A 23376-nucleotide genomic window follows, 5' to 3' on the forward strand; every position below is an offset into this window, starting at 1 on the left:
AGGGCGGCCGCGCGCGGGGGTGATCCGGACACGACGACGCGGCCGTCAGCGGTATCCGGCCGCCTGCAGTTCGAACAGCTCGGCGTAGCGCCCGCCTTGGGCCTGCAACTGCGCATGGGTGCCGGTTTCGAGCACCCGGCCGCCTTCCAGCACCAGGATGCGGTCGGCCATGCGCACGGTGGAGAAGCGGTGCGAGATGATCACCGCCGTCCGGTCCCTGCTGAGATCGCGGAACCGCCGGAACACCTCGAACTCGGCGCGCGCGTCCAGGGCCGCCGTCGGCTCGTCGAGGACCAGGATCTCGGCCTCGCGCATGTAGGCGCGGCTGAGCGCGATCTTCTGCCATTCGCCGCCGGAGAGGTCGACGCCGCCCTCGAAGCGCTTGCCCAGCGGCTGGTCGTAGCCGAGGGGCAGCCGGCCGATCACCCCGTCCGCGAGGCTGCGTCCGGCGGCGGCGGCGATCCGACCGGCGTCGTCCCGGGCCTCGATCCGGCCGACAGCGACGTTCTGCGAGGCCGTGAAGTCGAACCGCACGAAATCCTGGAAGATGACGCCGACGGCGCCGCGCACCGCGTCGAGGTCGTAGGCGCGCAGGTCGCGCCCGTCGAGGAGGATACGGCCCTCGGTGGGGTCGTAGAGGCGGGTGAGGAGCTTGACGATGGTGGTCTTGCCGGCGCCGTTCTCGCCCACCAGCGCCAGCACCTCCCCGGCCGACAGCCGGAAGCTCAGGCCGCGCACCGCCCAGGTCTGCGTCCCCGGATAGCGAAAGCCGACATCCTCGAACACGATCCCCTCCGCGATCGGATGCGGGAACGGCGCCGGCGCGGCCGGCGACCGGATGGTCGGAACGACCGCGAAGAACGAGAACAGGTCGTCGAGGTACTGCGCCTGCGACGCGATCTGGGAGACCCCGAGCAGCAGGCCCTCGATCAGGCCGCGCAGCCGCTGGAACGAGCCGGCGAGAAACGCGAGGTCGCCGATGGAGAACTCGCCGGCCACCGTGCGCCAGACGATGGTGGCGTAGGCGGTGTAGTAGGCGAGCGTGCCGAGCGCGGCGAAGCCCCCGCCCCAGGCGGCACGGCGGATGGCGAGGGAGCGATTGTCGGCCACGAGCTTGTCGGCGATTACCCGGTAGCGGGCGGCGATGTAGCGCTCGAGGCCGAACAGCTTGACCTCCTTGGCCGCCTCCACGCTGGCGCCGAGGTAGCGCAGGTAGTCGATCTGGCGCCGCTCGGGCGTCCGGGTCCAGGCCAACCGGTAGCCCTGGCGGTTGAAGTAGGTCTCGTTGAGGAAGGCCGGAACCAAGGCGCCGGCCAGCAGCAGGATCAGCCAGGGCGCGTAGGCCAGGAGGCCCGCGGCGAAGGTGGCCAGGGTGATGAGGTCCTGAACCTGGCCGAACATCTGCGTGATCAGGCTGGAGCGGCCGGTGACCTGGCGCCGCGCCCGCTCGATGCGGTCCTGCTGGGCGCTGTCCTCGAACTGCTCGAGATCGAGGGCGGCGGCGTGGCGCATGAGGCGCAGGCTGGCGGCGTTCCCGTAGAGATCGGCCACGAGCCCGTCGACGAGGGTGCTGAGCCGTCCGAGCAGGTCCGACAGGACCGCCAGCCCGAGCTCCATCGCCACGAGCCCCGCGAGGCGGGCGCGATGCGGATCGGAGATCCAGGCGTCCCAGCCCAACGGGCGCGGCCGCCCGTGCTCGACGACGATGGCATCGAGGATGAGCTTGGCGAGGTAGAGGATCAGGACGGGCAGGCAGGCGCGCACCAGCCGCAGGGCGAGGCTCGCCACGAGCAGCCGCGGGCTGGCGGCGTAGACGAGCCGGACCAGGGCCGGCAGATGGCGCAGGGGCCCGAGGCGGCCGGCCGCGGCCCGGCGCAACCTCGCCGGATCGAAAAAGGAGCGTGAGAGCATGGCCGCGACCATGACGCGGACGCTTCCACGCGTCGATCCCGTCATCCGGTCGCAGCCGGCCGGCGGGTGCACGTCACGGTGCCCGAGTATATGCCGGCGATTGCCGGTGGATGGAGGATGCGGCGGCGCGACGGCTCACCGATGCTCGTGGTAGCGTCCGGCACTATCGTTGCCTGAAGCGGAACACGATGCTCAGCGGTTCAGCCCTCGTCCGCGTCGCGGTCCTCGTCCTCGTGGCGGCCCTGCTCGCGGCACTGGTCCAGATCTTCTGGCCGTCGTCCGGCCAGGAGATCTCCCAGGTTCGGGACGCTCCGGCTACATCGTCGAGCCAGGCGCCGCCGGTGACCAAGTCGCCGCCGCCCGAGGTCCGCAGCGCGCCCGCCGCTCCCGACCCGCGGACCGCCGAGCGCCCACCCGAGCCGAACCCGGCGCGACCGGCGCCCCCTCCTCCGGAACCGCCACCGACTCCGGAACCGGTCCCGCAGCGCGCGGCTCCGACCGTGTTCGACCAGACCCCTCGCGCCGAGCCCGTCCAGGATGCCGCCGGCGCGGCCGCCGACGCCACAGGCCCGCGCGCGCTGGCGGTGGTGGACCTCAACAGCGCGAGCCTTGCCGAGCTGAACGGGCTGCAGGGTGGCGGCGCCATCGGCAAGGCGATCGTCCGGGGGCGGCCCTACGCCACCGTCGACCAACTCCTGTCCAAGCGCATCCTCAGCCGGTCGACCTACCAGCGCATCAAGGACCAGGTGACGGTGCGCTGACCCGTCTCGCCGACGGCGGCGCGTGGACCGTGGTGCGGGACGAAACACGACGTCGGCGGCAGCCCTGAGATGTGGCGTCCCGCCGAGGAGCCCTCTACACTCCGCCCCCTGTAACCCGTGCGCCCGGATCGCGTGCGCCTGGACCTGAGAGGACCGACATGCTGACCCAACCCCGTGGCGCGATCCTGCGTGAGGATCTGGGCGTCGAGGAAACCACCAACTCCGACCATGTCGTGCGGTGGGACGGCGAGCGCCTCTATGTCGAGCACGACATCTATCACAACGGCCAGCTGGTCCACCGCAAGTACCGCAAGACCATCACCGAGCCGGTGGCACGCGCCCTCCAGGCCCTCATCAACCGGGCGCAGCAGTAGGTCCCGCGGCCATAGGCTGCCTCTGGAACGGATCGGGTCGTCGACGTCGCCCCGATCCGGACCCCTCGACGATCGGACGGCGATCGGGGGGCGGGACGCTCCTACCGGTTCACCCAGTCGTCTGCGGCGACGATGGCCGCCACCGGGCGGTTCCAGGTCGCCGGCTGGTCGTCGCTCCCCGAGCCGAGGGCGCATTGCACCATGACGCTGTCGCTCCAGCGGCCGTACTTGTAGCCCACCGCCGGCAGGAGCCCGACCCGGGTGAAGCCGCAGGCCTCGTGGAGGCGCAGGGAGGCCTCGTTCCGGGCGTCGATGTAGCCGATCATCTGCCGGTAGCCGCCGGCGGCGCAGGCCTCGATCAGGGCCGGTAGCAGGCGCCGGCCGATGCCGGCGTTCAGGTGGTCGTGGTGGACGTAGATCGAGTGCTTGAGGGTGTAGCGATAGGCCGGCCGCTTCCGGAAGGGCACGGCGTAGGCATAGCCCGCCACCACCCCGTCCCGGTCGGCCACCAGATGCGGCAGTCGCTTCTTGCGCATCGCCTTGCGGCGGCGCTTGAGGTCGTCGGGCTGGAGCGGGTCCTCCTCGAAATCGCCGATGTCGCCGATGCCGCGGCGGATGTGGTGGGCGTAGATCGCCACCATCGCCGGCACGTCGGCGTCCGACGACGGCCGGATGACCACGTCCGGGTCGGACGCGACGGGCGGCCCCGCCAGGCTCACGCCCGGCCCTCGCGCATGACGTAGGTGTAGAACCGGATGGTGCCGTCGGCGGCGACATCGCGGAACACGCCCTGGATCTCGGCCTCGAACCCCGGGAAGAGGTTGGCCGAGCGCTCGAACATCTTGAAGTAGTCCAGCATGGGTTTGGCCCGCTCGTCCAATCGCTCGCCCGGAAGCACCGTGCCGATGCCCGGCGGGTAGACCAGAAGCAAGGTCGTCGCCACACGGCCCTCGGCCTCGGCGATGGGCACGTAATCGACGTTGTTGCGGGTGAGTTGCTGCACCGCTTCCTTGGGGGTCATCACCATCTCGGGCAGGTGCCCCGGCTCGAATTGCTTGCGCTGCAGCGTGCTGGTGCCGTGCTCGCGGTGGAAAGCGTGGAAATCCGCGCAGAGGTCGCGCAGGCGCACGCCCTTGTAGCGGTTGGGCCGGCGCCGCACGAACTCGGGCATGGCGTCCTCCAGCGGCACGTTCTCGTCGTGCAGGCGCTTGAAGGCCACGAGCCCCGAGATCAGCGTACCGGCCTTGGAGGATTCGACACCCGGCGTCAGCAGGAAGAGCAGCGAGTTGAGGTCGTTCTTCTCCGGCACGATGCGGTTCTCGCGCAGGTACTGGGCGACGATGGGGGCCGGCACGCCGTGCGCGGCGTATTCCCCCGTGCGCCGGTCGAAGCCGGGGGTGAGCACGGTGAGCTTGTTGGGGTCGGTCATGGCGTAGTCGGGCGCCACGTGGGTGAAGCCGTGCCAGGAGGCGCCCGGCGTCAGCTCCCAGTATTTCGAGTCGCTGGCGAGCTCGTCGGTGGAGATGCTCTCCCACGGCACCTTGCCGTCCGGTCCCTTCACCGTGTCGGGCACGAAGGGGTCGAAGAACCAGCGGCGCAGCGGGTCGCCCTCCTTCTCCTCGAACTCGCGGCGGATGGCGCGGACCTTCTTGCGCCACTCGATGCCGAGCCGAATGGTGTCGTCCCACAGCACCACGCCCGAGCGGCCCTTCATCATCTGCGCGCCGACATCGAGGGAGGCGAACAGCGGATAGAACGGCGAGGTCGAGGCGTGGACGAGGAAGGTCTCGTTGAAGCGCCGGTGCTCGATCCGCCGGGTCTGGCCGCGGATGTGGCTGTCCTTGGTATGGATCTGCGAGGCCTGGGAGAAGCTCGCGAGCTGCTTGTGGGTCGATTGGGTGGCGATGATGCCGGGCGAGGTCTCGTCGAGGTTCTTGAGACCCATGGCGAAGCGGCCCGCGAAGAGCGGGTGGAACTTCATGAAGCCGGCCCAGGCCTCGTCGAAGAGGATGTAGTCGCAGAGGTGGCCGATCTTCTCCAGGATCATCTGGGCGTTGTAGATCGTGCCGTCGTAGGTGCATTGCTCCACCACCGCGACGCGGAACGGGCGCTCGCGCTTCCACGCCTCCTTGTCGGTGACCAGCGGGTTGGTGCGGATCTTTTCCCGGATCGCGGCCTCGTCCAGGGCCTCGTGGTACATCGGGCCGATGAGACCGAAGCAGTTGCGGTCGGTCTCGAGGAAGACCGGCACGGCGCCGCCGAGGAACAGGGCGCCGTGATGGGCCGCCTTGTGGTTGTTGCGATCGAACAGCACGAGGTCGCCCTCGGCCACGAGCGCCGACAGGACGATCTTGTTGGAGGCCGAGGTGCCGTTGAGGACGAAGTAGGTCTTCTCCGCCCCGAAGATGACGGCCGCCTCCTTCTGCGCCTTGAGGGCCGGGCCCTCGTGGACGAGGAGGTCGCCGAGGTCGAGCACCGAGTTGTCGAGGTCGTCGCGGAACACCGCCTCGCCGAGGTGCTCGACGAAGATCCGCCCGATGGGCGAGCGGTTGTAGAAGATGCCGCCGTTGTGGCCCGGACACGTCCAGAGCTGGTTGCCCTGCTCGGCGTAATCCACCAGCGCGCCGAAGAACGGCGTCTTCAGGGTCTCGGCGTACTGCTTGACGCGGCTCACGAGGCCGCGGGCGATGTAGTCGGGGGTCTCTTCGGCGAGGAAGATGTAGCCGTCGATGAAGTCGAGCACCTCGACGGGGATGTCCTCCAGGCGCTTCCTTCGGACCATGATGACGATGGGCATCTCGAGCCCGCGCTTCCTCATGAGGTTGATCAGCGCCGCCGCCTTGCCGTCGAGCCCGCGCTTGCCCCAATCCACCACCATGCAGCCGATGGCGGCGTCGGTCTGGACCGCGATGGCCGCATCCTCGACGCGCCGGGCGCGCACCACCTCGAAGCCGAGCTTTTCGATGGAGGTGAGGATCTGCTGGACGCGCACGCCCTCGAGGTCGTCCGGATCGAAGTTGGGCGCGCACATCAGCACGGTGAAGCGGCGGAAGAAGTCCATGCGGGGGAAGGCTCCGTGGTGGGATCGTCACCGTTGCGACGCGGGATGACGCGGCGATGACGGCGTGCTGGTGATGGGCGCAATGCGCCCGGGGATCAACCGCGCCGACCAGCGACACCGAGGCGGCGGATGACGAGGAACACCGCGAGCGACGAGAGCGCGCCGATCCCCAGGGCGATGGTCGAGCCGTTCTCGAAGTCGGCGAGGAACAGGCCCTTGCTGTTCATGCCGAACACGCCCGTCACCAGGGTCGGCGGCAGGAACAGGGAGGTCAGGATCGAGAGGGTGAAGAGCTGTCGGTTGGTCTGCGCGGCGGTGCGGCCGGCGATCTCGTCCTGGAGCAGGCGGCTGCGCTCGGCCAGCACACCCATGTCGCGGTCGAGGGAATCGATGCGCTGGACGACGCGGGCGGCCATGGTCATCACCGCCTCCGGCAAGGCGTCGCCGTCGTCGTCGGTCTCGGCCTCCAGGCGGTGGAACACGGCGCCGAGGCCGGCGACCTGGCGGCGCAGGCGCACCGCCCGGCGACGGATCGGCGCCAACGGACCGGTGTCGTCGGCACCCGCCCCGTCGAGGATCCGGTCCTCGATGGCGTCGAGTTCCTCGGACATGCGGACGGCGCCCGCCTCCATCGCCTGGACGACGTGGCCGACGAAGAGCTCGAGCAGGCGGGCGGGCGAGGTGACCGTCAGGCCTGCCAGGGCGGCGTCGCGGGCGGCCTCCGCGCAGGCCGTGGCTGTCGGCGCCCACTGACGAGGTAGCCCTGCCCGAGCACGCAATGTAGCCGGCAGGTGGGTTCGTCGCTCAGCACGCCGGCGAAATCCCGTTCGCGATCGGCGACGACGAGGCCGACCGCCGCTCCATCGACCACCACGCGCTGGTGGCCGTCACGGGCGAAGATCGCCGCGGCAAGACGCGGCGGTCCGAGCCGCCCGGCTTCGACGGAGCCGTGAAGGCGCGCATCGACGAGGTCGACGTGGAGCCACACGAAGCCGGCCGCGGCATCGAGCGGCGGCAGGTCGGCGCCGGTCTCGAGGAGCGAGGCGCGGCCCCGCCCGTCGAAGTGGAGCCCGAAGATCAGGCCGGGAAGGACGGCCTCGTCGGTGAGAAGTCGCGGCATCGGGCCCCGCCGGTTCCTCGCCGGCAAAGTGCCGAACCGTCCCCGGCTCCATCGCGCGTAGCGGCGACACCTTGATGACGCCCTTACCGTGCGTGACGAGGCCGACTCGCGTGGCCGGAAGACGACGCGGGCCGGCCCCTGGCGACCATGCGCCCTACGCCGGCGTGCAATCCATGCCGTTGCGGCGCGCGTTCTCGATGCAGTTCGCCTTGCTGGCGTAGGTTTCCGTGGAGGCGCCGACGATCCTGCCGTTCGATGCCGTGCGGCGCCACCGCCAGCCGGTCCCGCTGGCGTAGATCTCCCAGGTGTCGCCGTCGCGTCCCTTGCAGGTGCTCATCGATGTCCTCACGCAATAATAACTCTAGGTAGCTAATCAACCTTAAAGAATGTCGGCGTCGGAATCCAGGGGTGCCCGTCGCGGCGTGCGCGAGGGCGGGGCGTTTCGCCGAACTGTCACATCGGCATGGTCTAAGCGCCCGAGGGACCTCGAGGCGTTGGAACGACGATGGATCACGGGCGGCAGGCAGGCACCTTCGACATCGAGGCGATCCGCAGGGAGGTCGCCGACGACTTCGACGAAGAACTCGAGATGGAGATGGAGGAGGAGCGCCTCGAACGCCTGGCCGACGCCGTCGACGGCGGTCCCCGCGCTCCGCAGATGGACCGCAGGCTCTACTTCCGCGAGCTGTTCCGCCTCCAGCACGAGCTCGTCCGGCTGCAGGATTGGGTCCAGTCGCAGAAGCTGCGGGTGGTGGTGGTGTTCGAGGGCCGCGATTCGGCCGGCAAGGGCGGCGCGATCAAGCGGATCACCCAGCGCCTCAACCCGCGCGTCTGCCGCGTGGCCGCCCTACCCGCCCCGAGCGAGCGCGAGCGCACGCAATGGTACTTTCAGCGCTACGTCGCCCACCTGCCGGCCGGCGGCGAGATCGTGCTGTTCGACCGCTCCTGGTACAACCGCGCCGGCGTCGAGCGGGTGATGGGCTTCTGCAACGACGCGCAATACGAGGAATTCTTCCAGTCGGTGCCCGATTTCGAGCGGATGCTGGTCCGCTCGGGCATCATCGTCCTGAAATACTGGTTCTCGATCACCGACCAGGAGCAGGCCCTACGCTTCCAGATGCGGATCCACGACCCGCTCAAGCAGTGGAAGCTGTCGCCGATGGATGTGGAGTCCCGCCGCCGCTGGGAGGACTATACCAAGGCCAAGGAGGTGATGCTCGCCCGCACCCATATCCCGGAGGCGCCGTGGTGGGTGGTGGAGGCCGTCGACAAGAAGAAGGCCCGCCTCAACTGCATCGACCACCTCCTGACGCAGATCCCCTACGGCGAGGTCCCCCATCCCGCCGTGGTCCTGCCCGAGCGGGTGCGACACGACGACTACGCGCGCCAGCCGGTCCCGTCCGAGATGTTCGTGCCGTCCCGCTACTGATCGGGGGCGGCTACGGGCAGGCCAGGCCGTACCGGGCCACGACGATGTCGCCCTGGCGGGGCGCGTTGAGGGCGAGCGGTGCGGTGCCGCCGCCGTCGATGTCGACCCAGCAGCGATCGCGCACGGCGACGACCGCATAGCGTGCGGTGAAGGCCGGCGGCTGCGGCGCCGCGAAACGGTCCCGTGCCCTGCACACGACGGACACCGCGATCTCGCCGGACCTGTCGTAGCGCAAGCGGCGGCTCGCATGCGCACGCACCGTGAAGGCGGGGCCGCCGTCCTGACTCACCAGGACGGTGTGCGGCGTCTTGTTGGCGACCGTGCGCAGGCACGAGGCCTCGCCCGGCAGGAGGCCGGCCAGAAGGAACAGGGCCGATCCGACGGTGAGGGTCGTGGCGGAGGATGGGCGCATGGCGCTGGACATCTCATCGAATGGGGAGCGGTGCGCTCGGATCGAGGACGCATCGCCCGCGCTGGCTGCCGGGCGGTGAACTCGCCCATCAACTTGCGCTAGGGTCGGGCGTTCCCGTCACCCTGTGCAGGCCATCATGAGCGACAGCCCCGAACTGCTCTTCGACGTCGATCCCGCCGGCATCGCCCGCCTCACCCTCAACCGGCCGCAGGCGCGCAACGCCCTGACGTTCGCGATGTACCAGGGGCTAATCGACCATTGCGCGGCGATCGATGCGGATACCGCGATCAAGGTCCTGGTGATCACCGGTGCCGGCGACCGGGCCTTCGCCGCCGGCACCGACATCGCCCAGTTCCGAAGCTTCGAGACGGCCGAGGATGCCATCGGCTACGAACGGTTCATGGACCGGGTGATGGGGGCGCTCGAACGGCTGCGGGTGCCGACCGTGGCGGCGATCGCGGGCGCCTGCACCGGCGGCGGGGCGGCGATCGCGGCGGCCTGCGACCTGCGCATCGCCACGCGCGACGCCCGGTTCGGGTTTCCGATCGCACGAACCCTCGGCAACTGCCTGTCGCTCGGCAACCTCGCGCGGCTGTCGGCCCTCGTCGGTCCGGCACGGGTCAAGGACATGATCTTCACGGCGCGGCTCATCGAGGGAGACGAGGCCTTGGCGATCGGCCTCGTCGGCGAGGTCGTGGCGGATGCCGCCGCCCTGCGGGACCGCACCGGAGCCCTCGCCACCCTGCTCGCGGGCCATGCGCCGCTGACCCTGCAGGCGACCAAGGAGGGCCTGCGTCGTCTCCAGGACGTCCACGACCGCCCCGACGGCGAGCGCCCCGGCGACGACCTCATCCGGCTCTGCTACACCAGCGCCGATTTCCGCGAGGGAATGGAGGCGTTCCTCGCCAAGCGCGGCCCGAACTGGACAGGCCGCTGAAGCGCCCCCACCTCCATCCCCGCGACGACCGGACGCCGGACCGGTCCCGCCCTATCTCTTCGCGAACAGCCACGGGAAACCCGAGATCCATGATGAGATTCAAAGCTTACGGTGCCGCCCTCGTCCTGGCAGCAGTCGCGTCCGGCGGGGCTCTCGCGGACCAGCCCGGCCCCGACTGGATGACCGCCGATGCGGTCAAGCGCCAGATGCTGTCGTCCGGCTACTCGGAGGTGACCAAGCTGGAGGCCGACGACGGCCATTGGGACGGCGAAGGGATCAAGGACGGCCGCAAGATGAAGTTCGAGCTCGACCCGAAGACCGGTGCGGTCCTCGGCGAGATGCCCGACTGATCCCTGCCGGATCAGGTCCCTGCCGGGTCAGGCCGGCGTCATCCCCTCCGCCGGCTCCACGAAGTTGGCGACGATGACGGCCTTCCGGGCGCGGACGTGGGCGCGCATGAGGGTCGAGAGCGCACTACCGTCGCGGGCGCGCAGCAGGGCGATCATGCGGTCGTGTTCGTCGACGGCCTGGGCCCACTCCGCGGCGGTCTGGTGGACCGAGTAGCGGGAATGCTGGATGCGTCCCGAGAGTCCGGCGTAGATGTGGTTGAGGGTCGCGTTGCGGCTGGCCGACATCAGGCCCTCGTGGATGGCCCGGTTGTAGACGAAATACTTCCTCTGGTCGCCGCGCTTCCAGGCCGCCATCATCGCGGCGTGATCCGCCTCGATCGCCGCGACCTCGTCGTCGCCGATGATCGTGCAGGCGATCTCGGCCGCCGTGGCTTCGAGCCCGGCGATCACCTCGATCATCTCCTCGATCTCCGAGAGGGCGAGGCTGGCGACGCGGGCGCCGCGATTGGGAAGGAGTTCCAGCAGCCCCTCGGTGGCCAGGATCTTGATGGCCTCGCGCAGCGGCGTGCGGGAAATGCCGAACCGCTCCGTCAACTCGCCCTCGTTGACGCGCGAGCGAGGCGGCAGTTGGCCGGAGACGATCAGGTCGCGCATCCGTTCGACGACCTCGTCGTGCAGGTAGCGTCGATTGATACCAGGTGCGCTTTCAGTTTTTGTCATTTGTCAACGCGCTGGTACCGAGCCTTGAAACACGTTTTCGTGTGCAGCCATCGTTAGGCTTCAACCGACGCCGTGTCGAGCGGTACGTGCAGGGTCGAATACGCAGACCCGCATCTGCACGGAGGTATGCACAGGCGGCACCTGAGGGGTGTCTCGACAGACTGGGGTGCCACCCAGGGTCGAATGGTCGCACCTGCGGACCGCCTCGTGTCGGAGGTCAGCGAGACCCGCGCTTCTTCGCGCAGCCGGGGCCCCCGGCGTTGGCGCCAAATGTCCGGGGCCGCCCACTTACCCAGCGAGCGGACGGCGTCAGTGAAAATCCTCGTGCCAGGTCCGGCCGTCGCGCTCGATCAGGGCGATGGCGGCGGTGGGGCCCCAGCTTCCTGCGGGATAGGGGCGCGGCGGCTCCGGCCGATCGGCCCAGGCCTTGAGCAGCGAGTCGGCCCAGGCCCACGCCACCTCGACCTCGTCCCGGCGCATGAACAGCGTCGCGTTGCCGCGCACCACGTCCATCAGGAGGCGCTCGTAGGCGTCGGGGTAGCGCTGCTTGAAGGTCTCCTCGAACGAGATGTCGAGGTTGGTCGGCCGCAGCCGCATCCCGCCCGGCCCGGGGTCCTTCGTCATGACCTCGAGCTTGATGCCCTCCTCCGGCTGCAGCCGGATGACGAGGCGGTTGGGCTCGCGCCCGAACGATTCGGCGGGGAAGATCGAGAACGGCGAGGCGCGGAACTGCACCACGATCTCGGAGAGTTTCTTGGGAAGCCGCTTGCCGGTGCGCAGGTAGAACGGCACGCCGGCCCAGCGCCAGGACTGCACCTCGAGCTTCAAGGCGACGAAGGTTTCGGTGCGGCTGAGGGTCTCGCCGCCCAGGTCGGTCCGGTAGCCCTCCACCGGCTGTCCCGCCACCGCGCCGGCGGCGTATTGGCCCCGTACGGTGACCGTCTGGACGTCGTGGGGGGTGATCGGCTTGAGGGCGCGCAGGACCTTCAGCTTCTCGTCGCGCACCGAGTTCGCGTCGAGGGTGAGCGGGCTCTCCATCGCCATCAGGCAGAGGAGCTGCAGCAGGTGGTTCTGCACCATGTCGCGTAGCGCACCGGAGGTGTCGTAATAGCCGGCGCGGCCCTCGACGCCGACCGTCTCGCCCACCGTGATCTGGACGTGATCGATGACGTCGGCGTTCCACAGCCGCTCGAAGATGGTGTTGGCGAACCGCAGTGCCAGCAGGTTCTGAACCGTCTCCTTGCCGAGGTAGTGGTCGATCCGGAAGATCTGCTCCTCGGGAAACACCTGGCCGACGGCGTCGTTGATGGCGCGGGCCGACTTCAGGTCCTTGCCGATCGGCTTCTCCAGGACGACGCGGGACTTCTCGCCGATCAGCCCGTGGGCGGCGAGGTTGCGGCAGATCGGGCCGTAGAGGTCCGGCGAGGTCGCCAGATAGTACGGCCGCACCTGATCGGGCCGCTCCGCGAGCTTGGCGGCCAGGGTCGCCCAGCCCTCCTCGCCGGCACCGTCCACCGCCACGTAGTCGAGGTGATCGAGGAAGGCGGCCAGGACCTCGTCGCGCAGGTCGGGGACGGGAACGAACCTCTTGAGGGCGTCGCGGGCTCGCTCGCGAAACCCCTCCGCGCTCATCTCGGAGCGGGAGGCGCCGATGATCCGGCTGGTTCCGGGGATCTGGCCGTCCTTGAAGCGATAGTACAGCGCCGGCAGGAGCTTGCGGGTGGTCAGGTCGCCGGTGGCGCCGAACACGACGCAATCGAACGAGGCGACGGGAATGATGGTGGCCAAGGGCGGCTCCTGGGCGTTGTCACGGACGGTTTTCGGCCATCGACGGAAGTCGGCACGGTGTCGGATACCGTGTCGTGTCGTGCAAGCGAAAGCCGCCGCGCGCCCGCGCCCGCTCCGCCCGGCCTCGACGCCGGGCTATGCAAGCCCGTCGCCATCCGTGGCGATCCGTCACTCGGCCATGTAGGCGGCGAAGGCGTCCGCATGATCGGGGTGCCAGCGCGACAGGGCCGGCCGGTTCTCGATGACGTCGCCCGCCGCCCAGGCGATGCGTTTCTCGTCCTGGCCCCGCGTCGTCTCGTTGTCGGGGCAGAGGATGTAGAAGTCGCCCCGTTCCATGCCCGCGACCATGAACGAAACGGTCTCCTCCGGCGTCCAGGCGCCGTCTGGCTTGGCGGCCACGCCGCGCGCCCTGGTGAGGCCGGTGTAGACGAAGCCCGGAACGAGGAGGTGGGCGCCGATGCGGACGCCGTCGCGGTTGCGCAGGTCGTGGGCGAGGGCCTCGGCCACCGCCTTCACGCCGGCCTTCGAGACGTTGTAGGGCGTGTTGCCCGGCGGCGTGGTGATGCCCTGCTTCGATCCGGTGACGACGATGGCCCCGGTCTCTCCGCCTTCGATCATCGCCGGCGCAAGGGCGTGGATGCCGTTGACGACCCCCCACAGATTGGTCCCGAGGATGCGCCGCCAGGTCGCGTCGTCGGAGAACAGGGTGCCGCCGGCCTCGATCCCGGCGTTGAGCATGACGAAGGCGGGCGGTCCGTTCGCGCAGGCGGCCTCGCGCAGGGCCTCCATCGCCTCGCGGCTCGCCACATCGGTCGGACGCGCATGGACGAGGGCGGGGCCTGCCGCGAGCCCCGCGACCTCGTCGCGCGCCGCCTCTAGCGCCGCCCCCGGGAGATCGGCCAGCCAGACCGTCATGCCCCGGCTCGCGCAATGCCTGGCGGCGGCGAGCCCGATCCCGCTGGCCGCCCCGGTGACGATGGCGGTGCGACCGGCGTGAAACACGTCGTCCATGGTGAAACCTCTCACGATCCCTGTCGCGGTCTCACATAGGTTCGCAGCCCGTCTCCGGCACCCCGCTCCGGCCCCGGTCTGTCCGGCGACGGGACGGGCAGCGGGCTCGCGCACGGCGTGCAGGATGGGAATTTGGTAACCAGCCGCCGCGCATCCTTCCGGGCCTGATCGATCACGAGGCCTGCCCGTGTCTGCGCGTCGCGTACCCGTTTCCGCCCGCCTTTGCGTGGGCCTCTCCCTCGCCGTGCTGATGCTCGGCCCGATGGGTGCGCACGCCGAGCCGGCGCCGCCCGTCGTCGCCGGTGCGGACGTGACGGCTGCCGCCAGGGCGGCGCCGGAGACGCCGGCTCCGGCGCCCTCGGCCGAGGCGAAGCCCGGCGAGCCGGCACCCGCCCGGAAATCCCGCGAATTGCCGCCCATGGTCATCGCCAGGGTCTCGGCCGATCCACTGCCGACCCTGGCGGCCTCGACCTTCCTCGATACCCTGCGCATGGCCGACCGCTACCAGGCCATGGCCGATGCCGGCGGCTGGGGCACCCTGCCCACGGACCTCGTGATCAAGCCGGGTGCCCGCGATGCCGCCGTTCCGGCGCTGCGCCGGCATCTCGCCATGGTCGGCGATCTCGCCCCCGACACGCCGGTGTCGGACGCGCTCGACGCGCCGCTCGTGGCGGCGGTGATGGCCTTCCAGGCCCGGCACGGCCTGCCCGAGACCGGTCTCGTCGGCCGCCAGACCGTGGCCGCCCTCAACGTTCCGGCGCGGGTGCGCCAGCGCCAGCTCTCCGCCTCGGCCGCCCGCCAGCTCGGCTCGACCTTCGCGTTCGGCGACCGCTAGGTCGTGGTGAACATCCCCGCGGCCACCGTCGAGGCGGTCGAGCGCGGTGTCGTGGCCCGTCGCTACGTCGCCGTGGTCGGCAAGCCGGACAAGGCGACACCGAGGATCGAGGCGCGCATCTCCAGCGTGAACCTCAACCCGACCTGGACGGTGCCGGTCTCGATCATCAAGAAGGAGATCATCCCGCGCATGCGCAGGGATCCGGGCTATCTCGCCCGCGAGCGCATCCGCATCCTGGGCCCCGGCGGCATCGAGGTCGATCCCACCACCGTCGACTGGGCCGGCGAGAAGGCGGCGACCTACACGCTGCGGCAGGATTCGGGCCTCGACAACTCGCTGGGCCAGGTGCGCATCGACATGCCCAACCGCCAGGCGGTCTACATGCACGACACGCCGTCGAAATCGCTGTTCGCACGCGACGTCCGCTTTCATTCCCACGGCTGCGTGCGGGTGGCGCAGGTGAAGGAACTGGCCGGCTGGCTGCTCGAAGGGACCCCCGGTCCCCACGGCGCCGGCTCGGCCTGGGGGCCGATCGAGATCGAGACCAGCATCGCCACCAACGAGCGCGTCGACATCAAGCTCACCAAGCAGATCCCGGTGACCTTCGTCTATCTCACCGGCTACGCCACGCCCGACGGCCGGGCGCATTTCCGCGACGACATCTACGGCATCGACAGCCCGGCCGCGGCAGCCGCGCCGGGTCCCGATGTCACCACCACCGGATCGGTGACGCCTCGCGCCTCGCCGAAGCCCGCCGTCAAGCCTGCGGTCAAGCCGGCGCTCGGCCGGCCATTCCCGGCGGCGGAAACGGCTCCGATCCCGCCCGGCCCGATCCCGTCGCGGTAGGCCGGCACGCCGAACCGCTGAGGACGCCGCGCGGCCGGTTGGATCGGCCGGGGCCGCCGGGGTAGAGCTGTCCGTGCCGATCCCGCGACCGACCCGGAGCCCCCATGACGTCCGTGACCCTGCTGATCGCCCGTGAACTCGGGGTGAGGGAGGCGCAGGTGGCCGCCGCGGTGGACCTGCTCGACGGCGGCGCCACGGTCCCCTTCGTCGCCCGCTATCGCAAGGAGGCGACGGGCTCCCTCGACGACGTGCAGCTACGGGCGCTCGAGGAGCGGCTCGGTTACCTGCGCGAGCTGGAGAGCCGGCGCGAGGCCATCACCGAGAGCATCCGCGCCCAGGGCAAGCTGACGCCGGACCTCGCCGCCGCCATCGCCGCCGCCGACACCAAGGCGCGTCTCGAAGACGTGTACCTCCCCTACAAGCCCAAGCGCCGCACGAAGGCGCAGGCCGCCCGAGAAGCGGGTCTCGCCCACCTGGCGGATACCCTGCTCGGCGCGCCCGAAAACGACCCGCTGCGGGTCGCCGTGGGCTTCGTCTCGGCCGCCAAGGGCATCGCCACGGTCGAAGAGGCCCTCGAGGGCGCCAGGGCCATCCTGACCGAGCGCTTCGCCGAGGACGCCGACCTCGTCGGTCGCCTGCGCGAGGATTTCTGGCGCTCCGGCAAGGCGGTCTCCAGGGTCGCGAAGGGCAAGGAGGCCGCCGGCGCCAAGTTCGCCGACTACTTCGACTGGAGCGAGCGCCTGGACCGGATGCCCTCGCACCGCATCCTCGCGCTGCTGCGCGGTGAAAAGGAGGAGTTCCTGCGCATCGACCTCGCCGCCGAGGGCGAGGATTCTCCGCCCGGGACGCCGGGGGCCTTCGAACTCGCGATCTGCCGCCGGCACGGCATCTCGGGCAAGGGCCGTCCCGGCGACGGCTGGCTCCTGGAGACCGTCCGGTCCGCCTGGCGCACCAAGATCCGGACGGGAATCAAGGTCGACCTGCGCACCCGGCTGTTCGAGAAGGCCGAGGTCGAGGCGGTGAAGGTGTTCGCCGCCAACCTCAAGGACCTGCTGCTGGCCGCACCCGCCGGCGGCCGGACCGCGATGGGCCTCGACCCCGGCTACCGCAACGGCACCAAGGTCGCCGTCGTCGATGCCACCGGCAAGGTCGTTGCCGTCGAGACCACCTATCCGCACGAGCCCCAGCGCCGGTGGCAGGAGACGGTCGCCACGCTGGGCCGGCTCTGCCGCCTCCACCGGGTCGACCTGCTCGCGGTGGGCAACGGCACCGCCTCGCGGGAGACCGACAAGCTGGCGGCCGAGATCATCGCGGCCAACCCCGACCTGAGGATGACCAAGGTCTCGGTCTCAGAGGCCGGGGCGTCGGTCTATTCGGCCTCTGCGATCGCGTCGCGCGAACTGCCCGACCTCGACGTCTCGCACCGCGGTGCCGTCTCGATCGCACGTCGGTTGCAGGACCCGCTGGCCGAACTCGTGAAGATCGACCCGAAGTCCATCGGGGTCGGCCAGTACCAGCACGACATCGGCGAGGCCAAGCTGTCGCGCTCTCTCGCCACCGTGGTGGAAGATGCGGTCAACGCGGTGGGTGTCGACGTGAACACGGCCTCCGCCGCACTCCTGGCGCAGGTCTCGGGGCTCGGCGAATCGGTGGCCGCCAACATCGTCTCGCACCGCGACGCCAACGGCCCGTTCCGCACGCGCAAGGCGCTCAAGGCGGTGGCTGGCCTCGGACCCAAGACCTTCGAGCTCTCGGCGGGCTTCCTGCGCATCCAAGGCGGAGAGGACCCCCTCGACCGCTCGGGCGTCCACCCGGAGGCCTACCCGGTGGTGCGCCGGATCCTGGAGGCCACGAAGAGCGACATCACGGCCCTCATCGACAACGACGCCGTGCTCGGCCGGCTCTCGCCCGAGGCCTTCGCCGATACGCGCTTCGGCGTGCCGACGGTGCGCGACATCATCGGCGAACTGGAAAAGCCCGGGCGCGACCCCCGTCCGGCCTTCAAGACGGCGAGCTTTCGCGAGGACGTGGAGAAGATCACCGACCTCGAGCCCGGCATGCAGTTGGAGGGCGTGGTCACGAACGTCGCCGCCTTCGGCTGCTTCGTCGACATCGGCGTGCATCTGGACGGCCTCGTCCACATCTCGGCCCTCTCCCGCAAGCGCGTCTCGGCGCCCTCGGAGGTGGTGAAGGCCGGCGACGTCGTGAGGGTGCTGGTGCTGTCCGTGGACGTGCCCCGCAAGCGGATCGCCCTCTCGATGCGGCTCGACGACCCGATCGACCGTGCCCAGCCCGGTTCCGGCCAGCGCCAGCCCGCCGGCCGGGTCGATCCACGCGCGATGTCGTCCAAGCCGGCCGAAAAGTCGGACCAGGGCGGGGCCCTGGCGGAGGCGCTGCGCAGGGCCACCGCCCAGACCGGTCGACGCTCCTGAGGATCGTGCCACCGGCGCGGGGCGCGGGATCGATGGCTCCGGCCGCCCGACGTAGGGCGATCGGGAGGACCCGATCACCCTCGGTTTCTGACTGGCCTCAAGCGCTGGCGGCCGCCTCCGCGACCTTGGCTATCGCTCCGCTCGACGCGTTGTAGGACGGATGTCCTACAACGCCCGCTCCGCGGGGCGCTCTTCACGCCCGGACGATCGACAATCGGGTTTCACCCGATTGCTGTGCTTACCGACGCGACTGGCGTCGCCTCGACCGACGAAAAAAGCCGGCTCCAGGAGCCGGCTTCCACCTCGTATCGATAGAGGCCCGGGTCGTGAGCGGCCCGGGCGGTCCGCTCACTCCGCGGCGGCGGACTTGGCCGCGGACTTGGCGGCCTTCTCGGCCTTGCGGGCGTCCTTGGTGACCTTGGCGGCGTCGGCCTTGGCGGCCTTCTCGGCGGGGCGGTCGGCGCGCTCGACGATACGGGCCGACTTGCCGCGGCGATCGCGCAGGTAATACAGCTTGGCGCGCCGGACCTTGCCGCGGCGGACTACCGCGATCGAATCGATCAGCGGCGAGTAGATCGGGAACACGCGCTCCACGCCCTCGCCGTAGGAGATCTTGCGAACCGTGAAGCTCTCGTTGAGGCCGCCGCCCGAGCGCGCGATGCAGACGCCTTCGTAGGCCTGGACGCGGGTGCGCTCGCCTTCCTTCACCTTGACGTTCACGGTCACCGTGTCGCCGGGCTGAAAATCGGGAATGGTCTTGCCGAGCGCAGCGATCTGCTCCTGCTCGAGCTGTTGGATGATGTTCATGATATGCTCCGCCGCGTCGCGCCAGGCGCCCCGGCAAGGGGCACCCGCGTCAGGATTTCGGCATCCTGTTGTGAGTTGGCGCTGCCCATACAGGAGGAATCGCCCCTTGTCGATGTAGGCGCCGGCGAAATCGTCCCGCCCCGCTCGGTTGAGAAAATCCCCGGCACGGTCCACATGACCTGTGGCGGCGGGTCGTTCCCGCCGCCGTTCCCGGCCGGCCTTGAACCGGCGCAGCGGACGAGGATCGAAGAGCCCATGTTCATCCAGACCGAAGCCACCCCCAATCCGGCGACCCTGAAGTTCCTGCCCGGCCGCGTCGTGCTGCCCGAGGGCACCTTCGAGGCGCGCGATGCGGATGCCGCCGCCCGCTCGCCCCTGGCCCAGCGCCTGTTCGCGGTTCAAGGCGTCAGCGGCGTCTATTTCGGCCACGACTTCATCTCCGTGACCAAGGCCGAGGGTGACGACGCCTGGCCGCAGGTCAAGCCCGCCATCCTCGGTGCCATCATGGAGCATTTCCAGTCCGGCGCCCCGGTCATGGCGGAAGGAACGTCGACTGAAGACGACGAGGCCGAGGAGTTCTACGACGAGGCCGACCACGACACCGTCGTCACCATCAAGGACCTGCTCGAGACGCGGGTGCGGCCGGCGGTGGCCAGCGACGGCGGAGACATCACCTTCCGCGGCTTCAAGGAGGGGATCGTCTACCTGGAGATGAAGGGAGCCTGCTCGGGCTGCCCGTCCTCCACGGCGACCCTGCGCAACGGCGTCCAGAACCTGTTCCGGCACTTCCTGCCGGACGTGCGCGAGGTCCGCGCCGTCTGAACGTCAGGGGATCCGGCATCCGGTCTTCGCCGCAGGCCGCGGCGAAGCACCTGTGCAACACCCCGGCCATTAACGCCCGGCGCCGCCTCCTGCGGCGCTGACGCGGCGCCGGTTCTGGCCTACCCTTACGCTTGCCGCGGCGGGTCGACGTCATCGAGACCCGGTGCACCGTTGCCCGAGCGGGAGTCACGTTGCGTATCCTGGCCATCGACACGGCACTCGAATCCTGTTCCGCCTGCATCGCGACGGAGGAATCCGACGCGCTCCTGGCCGTCGAATCGATGGTCCTCGTCCGCGGACATGCCGAAGCCCTGCTCCCCCTGATCGAGCGGGTGGTGGCGCGCTGCGAGGGCGGCTTCGAGAGCCTCGACCGGGTCGCCGTGACCGTCGGGCCGGGCAGCTACACGGGCCTGCGGGTCGGCCTGTCCGCCGCCCGGGCCATCGGGCTCGCCACGGGTATTCCCGTCGTGGGCGTGACCACGCTCTCCGCCCTGCTGGCACCCGTTCTGGCGACCCATGGCGAGGGCCTGATCGCCGCCGCCATCGATGCCCGCCATGGGTCCATCTACCTCCAGGCGATGAACCCGGCCGACGGGATCATCGTGCCCCCGAGCCTCGTGCCGCTGGACGAGGCCGCCGCGATGATCGGCACCAGGGCCACGCTGGTGGGCTCCGGCGCGCCGATGCTGGCCGCCGCGATGTCCGCCCGCGGCGTCGAGACGACGATCGCCGGCACGGCCGCCCCCGACATCGCCTGGGTCGCCTCCCTCGGCTTCCTGGCCGATCCCGAACAGGCCCTGCCCCGTCCCCTCTACCTGCGCGGGCCCGACGCCACGCCCCAGGATCACGCCAGGATCGCCCGTCGATGAACCGGCCGCTGTCCCCGCTCTGGCCCCTCGACCTGTGGATGGCCTGGTGGTCGGCCTGGGGGGCCGAGCCCTACGTGGCGCCGCTGCGCGACTCCGGGCAGGCGCGCGCCCTCTCCCACCTCCACGCCACGGCCTTCGCCCGGCCGTGGGACGCGCACGAGTTCGAGCGCATGCTGTGCGAACGCGCGACCGAAGCGCATGCGCTCTGGCGCAACGGCGCCATCCAGGGCTTCGTCCTGTCGCGCAAGGTCGCCGACGAGGCCGAGATCCTGACCCTGGTGCTGTCGCCCTCGGTGCGGGGCGGCGGACTCAGCCATCGCCTCTTGCGCGATCACCTCGCGCATCTCGGGCAGGCCGGCGTGCGCAGCGTCCATCTCGAGGTCGACGAGGGCAACGTGCCCGCGCTTAAGCTCTACGCCCGCCACGGGTTCGAGCGGGTCGGCGAGCGGACCGGCTACTACGCCCGCAAGGACGGCAGCCGCGCCACCGCCATCACCATGAAGGCCTTCGTAGCGTGACCGGGACGAGGGGACGACCGGGCGGGCGATGACGCGGTTCGGCACCGCCCTGCGGCTCCTCGCCTGCGCCCTCGCCTTCGCGATCCTGGTGGGCCCGCAATGGCTGAGCCTGCGCTTGGGCCGCGGCCGGGTGGCGGCCCACCTGCCGACCTGGTTCCACCGGCTCTTCCTGGCGCTGTTCTCGGTGCGGGTCACCCAGAGCGGGACGCCGCCCGCCGTGGGCGAGCCGGCCCTGGTGCTCGCCAACCACGTCTCCTGGCTCGACATCCTGGTGCTCGGCAGCCTGCGGCCGCTGTCCTTCGTGGCGAAATCCGAGATCGCCGGCTGGCCGCTGGTCGGGCTTCTCGCCAGGCTTCAGCGCACGATCTTCATCGACCGGGCCCGGCGTGCGGCCACGGCCGACGTCAACGCCGCCCTGGCCGAGCGCCTGGCCGAGGGCGACCTCATCGTGCTGTTCGCCGAAGGCACCACCGGCGACGGTACCCGGCTGCTGCCGTTCCGCTCTTCCCTCGTCGGTGCGGCGCGCGCCGCCATCGACGCCGAGACCAACAGCCACACCCGCATCCGGCTGCAGCCCCTGGCGATCGCCTACCCGCGCCGCAACGGCATGGCCGTGACCCGCTCCGAGCGCCCCGACATCGCCTGGTACGGCGACATGGATCTCGCGCCCCACCTCTCGGTCTTCCTCTCGGGTGGGCCCATCGACGTCCACGTGGTCTGGGGCGAACCGATCCCGGTGGAGAGCGGCACCGATCGCAAGCGCGCCACCGCCATGGCCGAGGCCCGCGTCCGCGCCGCTCTCCGGCGGAACCGGAGCGGTCGACCCGAACACACCCAGCCGCAACACGCCGGGGGCCTGACGTCGGCGGCCGGCCTGCGATCCGAGCCGGCGTAGGCGGCGCGATCGGTCACAACGCGGGCGCGGGACGCGACCGTGCGGATGTGCTAACGCCCTGGTCATGAACGCCTGCGCGGGAGCGCGCGGCCTGCCGGTTCGGGACTCGCATCGTTTGAAGAAAGCCTTCGTCAAATCCTACGGCTGCCAGATGAACGCCTACGACGCCGGCCGCATGGCGGACGTGCTCGGCGCGGAGGGCTACGCCGCGACGGACACGGTGGAGGAGGCTGACGTCGTCATCCTCAACACCTGCCACATCCGCGAAAAGGCCGCCGACAAGGTCTATTCCGAACTCGGGCGCCTGCGCGTCCTCAAGGCCGAACGCCGCGAGGCCGGGCACGACACGCGGATCGTCGTGGCGGGCTGCGTCGCCCAGGCCGAGGGCGCCGAGATCCTGGCCCGCGCCCCGGCCGTCGACGTGGTGGTGGGCCCCCAGAGCTACCACAACCTGCCGGCCCTCCTGGCCGCCTCGCGCTCGAAGCGCGTCGTCGACACCGCCTTCCCGGTCGAGGACAAGTTCGACCACCTCCCCGCCCGCCGCACCAGCGCCGTGTCGAGCTTCCTCACCGTGCAGGAAGGCTGCGACAAGTTCTGCGCGTTCTGTGTCGTGCCCTACACCCGCGGTGCCGAGGTCTCGCGCACCGTGGCGGCGATCCGTGCCGAGGCCGAGGCCCTGGTGGCGGGCGGCACCCGCGAGATCACCCTGATCGGCCAGAACGTGAACGCCTATCACGGGCTCGGGCGGGACGGCACGCCCGCCACGTTGCCCGCGCTGATGCGCGACCTGGCCGGCATCCCCGGTCTGCTGCGCCTGCGCTACACCACCAGCCACCCCAACGACATGGCCGACGACCTGATCGCGGCCCATGCCGACATCCCGGCCTTGATGCCCTACCTGCACCTGCCGGTCCAATCGGGCTCCGACCGGGTCCTCAAGGCGATGAACCGCAAGCACGACGCGGATGCGTATCGCCACCTCATCGCGCGGGTTCGGCAGGCGCGGCCCGACATCGCGCTCTCGTCCGATTTCATCGTCGGCTTTCCCGGTGAGAGCGACGCGGATTTCGCCGAGACCCTGGGGCTGGTCACCGAGATCGGGTTTTCCAGCGCCTACACCTTCAAGTACAGCCCGCGCCCCGGCACGCCGGCGGCCGAGCGCGAGGACGCGGTGCCGGAGGCGGTCAAATCCGAGCGCCTCGCCGCCCTGCAGTCCCTCCTCGACGACCAGCGCCACGCCTACAACGCCGGCTTCGTCGGCACGACGGTGGAGGTGCTGGTGGAGAAGGCCGGCCGGATCGCCGGGCAGGTGGTCGGCAAGACCCCGCACCTCCTCACCGTGCAACTGGACGGACCGGCCGCGATCATCGGCACGGTCGTGCCGGTGCGAATCTCACGAACCGGAACGAACACGCTGTTCGGGGAGATGTCCGAGGCAGCGGCGGCGGCGTGAGCGTGGACCCCGATGGCTCCGATGA

At 70.4% G+C, this 23376-nt stretch carries 22 protein-coding genes and 1 pseudogene; 12 read left to right on the forward strand and 11 right to left on the reverse strand.

All coding sequences use genetic code 11. The features are described 5' to 3' along the window. Window positions 1-45 precede the first annotated feature (45 nt). Window positions 46-1911 (reverse strand): ABC transporter ATP-binding protein, encoded by a 1866-nt coding sequence (locus ASF39_RS12315; RefSeq protein WP_056284473.1) that lies wholly within the window; start codon window positions 1909-1911, stop codon window positions 46-48. Window positions 1912-2099: 188 nt separating this feature from the next. On the opposite strand from ASF39_RS12315, the gene ASF39_RS20580 reads away from it, so the two are divergent. Together ASF39_RS20580 and ASF39_RS12325 are read left to right on the forward strand one after the other, a co-directional pair. After that, window positions 2100-2672: a helix-hairpin-helix domain-containing protein gene (locus ASF39_RS20580; RefSeq protein WP_082494535.1), complete on the forward strand. Its 573-nt coding sequence runs from the start codon at window positions 2100-2102 to the stop codon at window positions 2670-2672. Window positions 2673-2830: 158 nt separating this feature from the next. Continuing rightward, a complete protein-coding gene (locus ASF39_RS12325) occupies window positions 2831-3046 on the forward strand; it encodes a hypothetical protein (protein ID WP_055885887.1) in 216 nt (71 codons plus the stop codon). A 101-nt stretch (window positions 3047-3147) separates the two neighbouring features. Here ASF39_RS12325 and ASF39_RS12330 read toward each other — a convergent pair whose 3' ends face one another. The 5 genes from ASF39_RS12330 to ASF39_RS12345 all read right to left on the reverse strand — a co-directional run bounded on the left by ASF39_RS12330 (window position 3148) and on the right by ASF39_RS12345 (window position 7564). Further along, window positions 3148-3765: a GNAT family N-acetyltransferase gene (locus tag ASF39_RS12330; RefSeq protein WP_055885890.1), complete on the reverse strand. Its 618-nt coding sequence runs from the start codon at window positions 3763-3765 to the stop codon at window positions 3148-3150. After that, window positions 3762-6107 carry an Orn/Lys/Arg decarboxylase N-terminal domain-containing protein gene (locus ASF39_RS12335; RefSeq protein ID WP_055885891.1) on the reverse strand — a complete coding sequence of 782 codons (2346 nt, stop codon included), beginning with the start codon at window positions 6105-6107 and terminating at the stop codon, window positions 3762-3764. The genes ASF39_RS12330 and ASF39_RS12335 overlap by 4 nt, the downstream gene beginning before the upstream one ends. Window positions 6108-6202: 95 nt before the next feature. Next, window positions 6203-6886 (reverse strand): CorA family divalent cation transporter, encoded by a 684-nt coding sequence (locus ASF39_RS12340; RefSeq protein WP_244472388.1) that lies wholly within the window; start codon window positions 6884-6886, stop codon window positions 6203-6205. Further along, window positions 6796-7227, reverse strand: coding sequence for a hypothetical protein (locus ASF39_RS22375; protein ID WP_244472389.1), 432 nt, complete (start codon window positions 7225-7227; stop codon window positions 6796-6798). Before ASF39_RS22375 ends, ASF39_RS12340 begins: the two co-directional genes overlap by 91 nt. A gap of 154 nt (window positions 7228-7381) precedes the next feature. Further along, window positions 7382-7564, reverse strand: coding sequence for a DUF1508 domain-containing protein (locus tag ASF39_RS12345; protein WP_055885897.1), 183 nt, complete (start codon window positions 7562-7564; stop codon window positions 7382-7384). Between the two features lie 168 nt (window positions 7565-7732). On the opposite strand from ASF39_RS12345, the gene ppk2 reads away from it, so the two are divergent. Beyond that, window positions 7733-8656 carry a polyphosphate kinase 2 gene (gene ppk2 / locus ASF39_RS12350; protein WP_056284257.1) on the forward strand — a complete coding sequence of 308 codons (924 nt, stop codon included), beginning with the start codon at window positions 7733-7735 and terminating at the stop codon, window positions 8654-8656. 10 nt (window positions 8657-8666) lie between these two features. Here ppk2 and ASF39_RS12355 read toward each other — a convergent pair whose 3' ends face one another. Next, entirely contained in the window at window positions 8667-9068 is a 402-nt protein-coding gene (locus ASF39_RS12355) for a hypothetical protein (RefSeq protein ID WP_156399154.1), read from the reverse strand. Between the two features lie 136 nt (window positions 9069-9204). Here ASF39_RS12355 and ASF39_RS12360 point away from each other — a divergent pair, with 136 nt between their 5' ends. Together ASF39_RS12360 and ASF39_RS12365 are read left to right on the forward strand one after the other, a co-directional pair. After that, window positions 9205-10005, forward strand: coding sequence for an enoyl-CoA hydratase/isomerase family protein (locus ASF39_RS12360; protein WP_056284481.1), 801 nt, complete (start codon window positions 9205-9207; stop codon window positions 10003-10005). Between the two features lie 92 nt (window positions 10006-10097). After that, entirely contained in the window at window positions 10098-10355 is a 258-nt protein-coding gene (locus ASF39_RS12365) for a PepSY domain-containing protein (protein ID WP_055886415.1), read from the forward strand. 27 nt (window positions 10356-10382) lie between these two features. On the opposite strand, the gene ASF39_RS12370 is transcribed toward ASF39_RS12365, so the two are convergent. The 3 genes from ASF39_RS12370 to ASF39_RS12380 form a co-directional block, all read right to left on the reverse strand. Next, on the reverse strand, window positions 10383-11075 hold the full coding sequence (locus ASF39_RS12370) for a GntR family transcriptional regulator (protein WP_055885906.1): 693 nt from the start codon (window positions 11073-11075) through the stop codon (window positions 10383-10385). 309 nt (window positions 11076-11384) lie between these two features. Then, window positions 11385-12863 (reverse strand): glucose-6-phosphate dehydrogenase, encoded by a 1479-nt coding sequence (gene zwf / locus ASF39_RS12375; RefSeq protein ID WP_056284262.1) that lies wholly within the window; start codon window positions 12861-12863, stop codon window positions 11385-11387. A 168-nt stretch (window positions 12864-13031) separates the two neighbouring features. Beyond that, on the reverse strand, window positions 13032-13874 hold the full coding sequence (locus tag ASF39_RS12380; RefSeq protein ID WP_056284265.1) for an SDR family NAD(P)-dependent oxidoreductase: 843 nt from the start codon (window positions 13872-13874) through the stop codon (window positions 13032-13034). 187 nt (window positions 13875-14061) lie between these two features. Here ASF39_RS12380 and ASF39_RS12385 point away from each other — a divergent pair. Beyond that, window positions 14062-15555 (forward strand): annotated as a pseudogene (locus ASF39_RS12385) (L,D-transpeptidase family protein). Between the two features lie 104 nt (window positions 15556-15659). Beyond that, entirely contained in the window at window positions 15660-17987 is a 2328-nt protein-coding gene (locus ASF39_RS12390; RefSeq protein ID WP_056284267.1) for a Tex family protein, read from the forward strand. A gap of 348 nt (window positions 17988-18335) precedes the next feature. Here ASF39_RS12390 and rplS read toward each other — a convergent pair whose 3' ends face one another. Then, the gene (gene rplS, locus ASF39_RS12395; protein WP_055885924.1) at window positions 18336-18794 is read right to left on the reverse strand and encodes a 50S ribosomal protein L19; all 459 of its coding nucleotides are present in this window, start codon (window positions 18792-18794) and stop codon (window positions 18336-18338) included. A gap of 255 nt (window positions 18795-19049) precedes the next feature. Here rplS and ASF39_RS12400 point away from each other — a divergent pair, with 255 nt between their 5' ends. The 5 genes from ASF39_RS12400 (at window position 19050) to miaB (ending at window position 23351) form a co-directional block, all read left to right on the forward strand. Continuing rightward, entirely contained in the window at window positions 19050-19616 is a 567-nt protein-coding gene (locus ASF39_RS12400; protein WP_055885927.1) for a NifU family protein, read from the forward strand. Between the two features lie 191 nt (window positions 19617-19807). After that, complete coding sequence (tsaB, locus tag ASF39_RS12405; RefSeq protein ID WP_056284274.1) at window positions 19808-20485, forward strand: tRNA (adenosine(37)-N6)-threonylcarbamoyltransferase complex dimerization subunit type 1 TsaB; 678 nt, start codon at window positions 19808-19810, stop codon at window positions 20483-20485. Beyond that, the gene (locus ASF39_RS12410) at window positions 20482-21003 is read left to right on the forward strand and encodes a GNAT family N-acetyltransferase (protein ID WP_055885933.1); all 522 of its coding nucleotides are present in this window, start codon (window positions 20482-20484) and stop codon (window positions 21001-21003) included. The genes tsaB and ASF39_RS12410 overlap by 4 nt, the downstream gene beginning before the upstream one ends. A gap of 28 nt (window positions 21004-21031) precedes the next feature. Beyond that, window positions 21032-21898 carry a lysophospholipid acyltransferase family protein gene (locus tag ASF39_RS12415; RefSeq protein ID WP_082494536.1) on the forward strand — a complete coding sequence of 289 codons (867 nt, stop codon included), beginning with the start codon at window positions 21032-21034 and terminating at the stop codon, window positions 21896-21898. Window positions 21899-22013: 115 nt separating this feature from the next. Continuing rightward, window positions 22014-23351, forward strand: coding sequence for a tRNA (N6-isopentenyl adenosine(37)-C2)-methylthiotransferase MiaB (miaB, locus tag ASF39_RS12420; protein WP_056284483.1), 1338 nt, complete (start codon window positions 22014-22016; stop codon window positions 23349-23351). Window positions 23352-23376: the final 25 nt, after the last annotated feature.

This window comes from Methylobacterium sp. Leaf108 (assembly GCF_001423265.1).
GTDB lineage: Bacteria > Pseudomonadota > Alphaproteobacteria > Rhizobiales > Beijerinckiaceae > Methylobacterium.